Source organism: Embleya sp. NPDC001921 (genome assembly GCF_053594475.1).
Window position 1 is genome coordinate 1 of the sequence record NZ_JBSFEO010000167.1, and the last position, 1,114, is coordinate 1,114.

Annotated in this window: 2 protein-coding genes; both read left to right on the forward strand. The window is 73.2% G+C overall.

The window, feature by feature from the left end:
- On the forward strand, positions 1-786 hold a 786-nt coding region (locus tag ACWCPW_RS52040), incomplete at its 5' end, for a MerR family transcriptional regulator (RefSeq protein WP_449768698.1).
- Positions 786-947: a hypothetical protein gene (locus tag ACWCPW_RS52045; RefSeq protein WP_449768699.1), complete on the forward strand. Its 162-nt coding sequence runs from the start codon at positions 786-788 to the stop codon at positions 945-947. The genes ACWCPW_RS52040 and ACWCPW_RS52045, both read left to right, overlap by 1 nt.
- Positions 948-1,114 lie beyond the last annotated feature (167 nt).

A 1,114-nucleotide genomic window follows, 5' to 3' on the forward strand; every position in this document is an offset into this window, starting at 1 on the left:
TGGCACGTCACCGCCGGCCTCATCGCCTTCGCCGCAGTCGCCCTCCTCCTCGCGGGCACCGTCATCGTCGGCATGCGCGTCTCCTGGGTCCCCCTCCGAGACACCGCCACCGGCATCGGCCTCGGCGAAGTCGCCAGCCCCTGGTACCCCCTGAGCATCGACGGCCTCGACGGCGTCGCCCTCATCGCCGCAATCTGCCTCTACGGCCGCGACGGCTACCGCGCCGCCATCGGCACCGTCATCGGACTCACCGTCCTGTCGACCATGCTGAACGTCGCGCACGGCCTCGACGCCGCGGGCGTCACCGCCGAGTCCGCATGGACCACCTGGTCCCACGTGATCCTCGCCGCGGCCGCCCCGAACGCCTGCATCGCGCTCGGCGCCCACCTCGTAGCGGTCATGTTCCACCAGCGGCTGCGCGTCCTCATCGAGACCTGGCTCGACCAACGCGCGACACGCGAGCCTCGCGCGCCGAAGGTCGAGCGTCCGCGCCCCAGTCGGCCCCGCAAGGCGCCGCCGGCCGTCGCCACACCCCGGCCGAGCGTCGCGCCCCGGGCCGAAGACGCGACCTCCGAGCCCGAGACGCGACCCGCGAGCGCGAAGCCCACGCCGAAGCGCGACCTCGTCACCGCGAAGCAGGCCGCCGGACTCACCGGCGTCCACCGCGCGACCATCGACACCTGGGTCCGCGAGGGCCGACTGCCCATCGCCACCAAGCACGAGATGGGTTGGCGCCTCTACGACGCCGACGTCGTCCGCACCCTCGCTCGCACCGGCAGCAACTGATGCACCCCGCCGTCATCGGCGTGCTGGCGGCGGGGCTCGGCCTCATCGGCCTCCTGGCCCTCGCGCCGAGCCTGCCCCCGCGCACCGTCCGCGCCATCGCCTTCAACCTCGCGTGCTTCTGGGCGGCCATCGCAGCCGCCGCCGCGCTCTACACCCACTGAGGACCCGCCATGAACCTGCACGCACTCGCCGGCGAAATGCTCGCCACCCAAGCCCCCACCGCCCCCGTCACGCCCACCGCGGGCGGCGGCGCCCTCACCGTCAACGTCCTCGCCGTCCTCGCCCTCTCCGCACTCACCTGGTACAACGCCAAACACAAGAAAGCCAG

What these genes read in the sequence shown, in the direction of transcription:
- ACWCPW_RS52045 (WP_449768699.1), top strand. Translation starts at nt 786, where the DNA reads ATGCACCCCGCCGTCATCGGCGTGCTGGCGGCGGGGCTCGGCCTCATC.